The 2633-nt window shown below is 47.2% G+C and carries 5 protein-coding genes; all 5 read left to right on the top strand.

Annotated elements, in window-relative coordinates:
* Positions 1-548 precede the first annotated feature (548 nt).
* The 5 genes from QEH53_RS23525 to QEH53_RS23505 all read left to right on the top strand — a co-directional run bounded on the left by QEH53_RS23525 (position 549) and on the right by QEH53_RS23505 (position 2524).
* Complete coding sequence (locus tag QEH53_RS23525) at positions 549-980, top strand: hypothetical protein (RefSeq protein WP_309025683.1); 432 nt, start codon at positions 549-551, stop codon at positions 978-980.
* Positions 981-1328: 348 nt separating this feature from the next.
* A complete protein-coding gene (locus QEH53_RS23520) occupies positions 1329-1592 on the top strand; it encodes a type II toxin-antitoxin system ParD family antitoxin (RefSeq protein WP_309025682.1) in 264 nt (87 codons plus the stop codon).
* Positions 1585-1884 carry a type II toxin-antitoxin system RelE/ParE family toxin gene (locus tag QEH53_RS23515; RefSeq protein WP_309025681.1) on the top strand — a complete coding sequence of 100 codons (300 nt, stop codon included), beginning with the start codon at positions 1585-1587 and terminating at the stop codon, positions 1882-1884. Before QEH53_RS23520 ends, QEH53_RS23515 begins: the two co-directional genes overlap by 8 nt.
* 116 nt (positions 1885-2000) lie before the next feature.
* On the top strand, positions 2001-2264 hold the full coding sequence (locus QEH53_RS23510; RefSeq protein WP_309025680.1) for a type II toxin-antitoxin system RelB/DinJ family antitoxin: 264 nt from the start codon (positions 2001-2003) through the stop codon (positions 2262-2264).
* A complete protein-coding gene (locus QEH53_RS23505; protein WP_309025679.1) occupies positions 2261-2524 on the top strand; it encodes a type II toxin-antitoxin system YafQ family toxin in 264 nt (87 codons plus the stop codon). Before QEH53_RS23510 ends, QEH53_RS23505 begins: the two co-directional genes overlap by 4 nt.
* The last annotated feature ends 109 nt before the right edge of the window (positions 2525-2633 follow it).

The raw sequence follows: 2633 nt of genomic DNA, 5'->3' as shown, positions 1-2633 counted from the left end.
CCGACAAACGCCCGCCTCTTTTACTTCGGGCTTACCGAAATCAACAGTTTTCGACTTAGACACCTGTTCGAAGTCGGCATCGCATCACTTTGACGTTATCAGAAAAATGGATGTCGAACTTACGAGGCTTCGGCTTTTCACTGCGTAAAAGACACGAAGCCAGTCAGGTTGACTGACTCGCTTCGACGACGATTTCAGCGAGGAGAATTCGAAACACCTAAATCGACACCAACTCTATTTCAGACGTAACTTGGAATTCGGAAATCAACGATTTCTGTATTCAAACCAAAAAGACAAATCTGGCTTTGATCAGATCGAATCTAAAAGCCACAAGACAAATTGACTCGAACTCGGTTTACGACGTTCTCCTGCACTGATCGGGTTGAACTCAAACAGATCAAAAATTGAATTACGATAACAAGTCGGCTCATACAACTCGGGCCAACGCCCCGAGTTGGGAACAAGCAAGACATTTTCAAACCCAACAACTCACAAAACGATCAACCCGAAAAGGCCCTCGCGTATGGCCTTCGCGTTGATAGGCAGAAATGAATACATCAGAAATCCTCACCTTCATTAGAGTCACCGGTGAATTCTTCAATGAAGAACCCGAGCACAAAACTGTGGGCGATTTCTACATCAAGTACGCCGACGAGTCTAAAAACAAAGATGAGAAAACGCTGCGAGCCGAACTCAAATACTTCATCACAGATATCGGAGAGATGTTTTCAGAGACCTACGGAGAGCTACTGAAATTCGACGAGTATTTTCTCAGCAAGGGAAGCATTTCTGTTTCCCAGTTTTTGATGCTCTACCGAGGAAGCATGAAGAAGATACTGAAGAGAGGAAAGATCCGAAACGAAGACGAAGCAATTGCTGTGAACGGTCTACTTTCAAATGTCGACGATTCGACTGTCTCAAGCGAAGATCGAAAGAAGCTAGAAGAACTCCTACAAACCTTTGAACAAAAATTAGCCTAACAAAGCGCCGCAGACAACGAGCGCAAGCGCTCGTCGTCTGAGCTTGGCGATATGTGAAGAAAGATGGTCGGGTTGTACTAAAGAGCAAACCTACAACGTATCGAGAAACCAACTTCACAAAAGATAAGATCCTGCACTGAATAAAATTTAAGGAAGAATCCAACCAACCAAAAACGAAGAATAATGATCGACTTGACATCGCATGCGGCAAATCAGCCTCACTCTGAGGAAGGAAAAATTGCACATATCAAGTCGTCGCTCAAAACGGCGACAAGCGCCGCGTGAGGACTCTGCGATGGCCGAAATAACAGAGTTTGACATTTTTCGCCATCACTTCACTTTCGAACCATGAATGTGTCACTTACACCGGAACTCGAAAAATGGGTTCAAGACAAGGTCCAGTCGGGACTTTACGGGTCATCATCCGAGGTTGTTCGCGATGCTCTTCGTATCCTACATCAATTTGAGCAGGAACGCGTTAGAAAGTTGTCATCGCTTCAATCCGAGATCCAAATCGGCCTAGAACAGCTCAGAGCTGGTAGATCGAAGAAGCTGGACGATTCTCTGATCGAGAGCATCAAAAAGAGAGGAAGAGAGCGTCGTAATGGCTAGAGATCTCTACATATCTGAAGAAGCCGAGTCGGATCTCGACGATATCTGGGACTACATCGCCAAGGACAGCCCCCTCAAGGCCGACCGCTTCCTTGAGCAGCTCTACCGTAAGTGTATCAGCATTTCCGAACTTGATGGAATAGGACGTCGAAGAGACGAACTTGCCGATGGTTTGCTCAGCATTCCCCACAAGAAATACATCATCTTCTTTGTTCGGGATGCTTCACAAGTAAACATAGTTCGAATACTTCGAGGATCCAGGGATTTGGATCAATTATTTGAAGAAGAATGAAGGCCATCAAGTCGGTCCTCACAATTCCGGCCATCGCTCCGCGAAGGCCTACACGTATGGCCTCGGCGTTCGGAACAAAGGATTGACTCGTGTTGCGCTTGTGCTACGTTTTTACCATGAATAAGACAGCCACAGTCCACGCCCGCCTCGACAGCACCACGAAAAAGAGGTCTGAAGACATTCTCAAGCAGATCGGCATGACCCCTACCGAAGCGGTTAGATTGCTGTATCGCCAGATCGCACTCAGAGGAGAGTTTCCAGTCGAACTCCGAGTTCCTAACGCTCTAACCGCCAGGACCTTGGACAGGAGCGACAGAAATGAGGAGATAGAAGAATTCGACTCATTGGAGGATCTGACAGCTAGCTGGACGGAAGAATGAAGCTCTCTCAAACGACCCAATTCAAGAAAGACATAAAGAAGCAGATCAAGAGAGGCAAAGATCCGAAAAAGCTGACGCACCTAGTTAAGCTTCTACTTGACGGTAAGCCGCTGCCCGAATCGGCGAAGAACCACCCCCTGATCGGGAATTGGAAAGGCAGATGGGACTGTCACGTAGAACCCGATTGGGTTTTGATCTACAAGAAGTCTGACGACGAGATTCGCCTCGAAAGGACCGGCACTCACAGCGATCTGTTTTAAAAGAAATTAATCCGAAATCGGGTAGCCAGGGGCATTAACTCCCCCAGCTCCCACACCACCTAGCATGCGGATCCGCACTAGGCGGTTCCAATACGCTATCGGGACGTAT

Source organism: Pelagicoccus sp. SDUM812002 (assembly GCF_031127835.1).
Lineage (GTDB): Bacteria > Verrucomicrobiota > Verrucomicrobiia > Opitutales > Opitutaceae > Pelagicoccus.
The sequence above is the reverse complement of the archived record's forward strand: the minus strand, read 5'-3'. Positions and strand labels throughout refer to the sequence as shown.

Excerpts from the sequence above, each read along its gene's own strand:
- QEH53_RS23510 (WP_309025680.1), top strand. The coding sequence starts at position 2,001 with ATGAATAAGACAGCCACAGTCCACGCCCGCCTCGACAGCACCACGAAA.
- QEH53_RS23515 (WP_309025681.1), top strand. The coding sequence starts at position 1,585 with ATGGCTAGAGATCTCTACATATCTGAAGAAGCCGAGTCGGATCTCGAC.
- QEH53_RS23525 (WP_309025683.1), top strand. The coding sequence starts at position 549 with ATGAATACATCAGAAATCCTCACCTTCATTAGAGTCACCGGTGAATTC.
- QEH53_RS23520 (WP_309025682.1), top strand. The coding sequence starts at position 1,329 with ATGAATGTGTCACTTACACCGGAACTCGAAAAATGGGTTCAAGACAAG.
- QEH53_RS23505 (WP_309025679.1), top strand. The coding sequence starts at position 2,261 with ATGAAGCTCTCTCAAACGACCCAATTCAAGAAAGACATAAAGAAGCAG.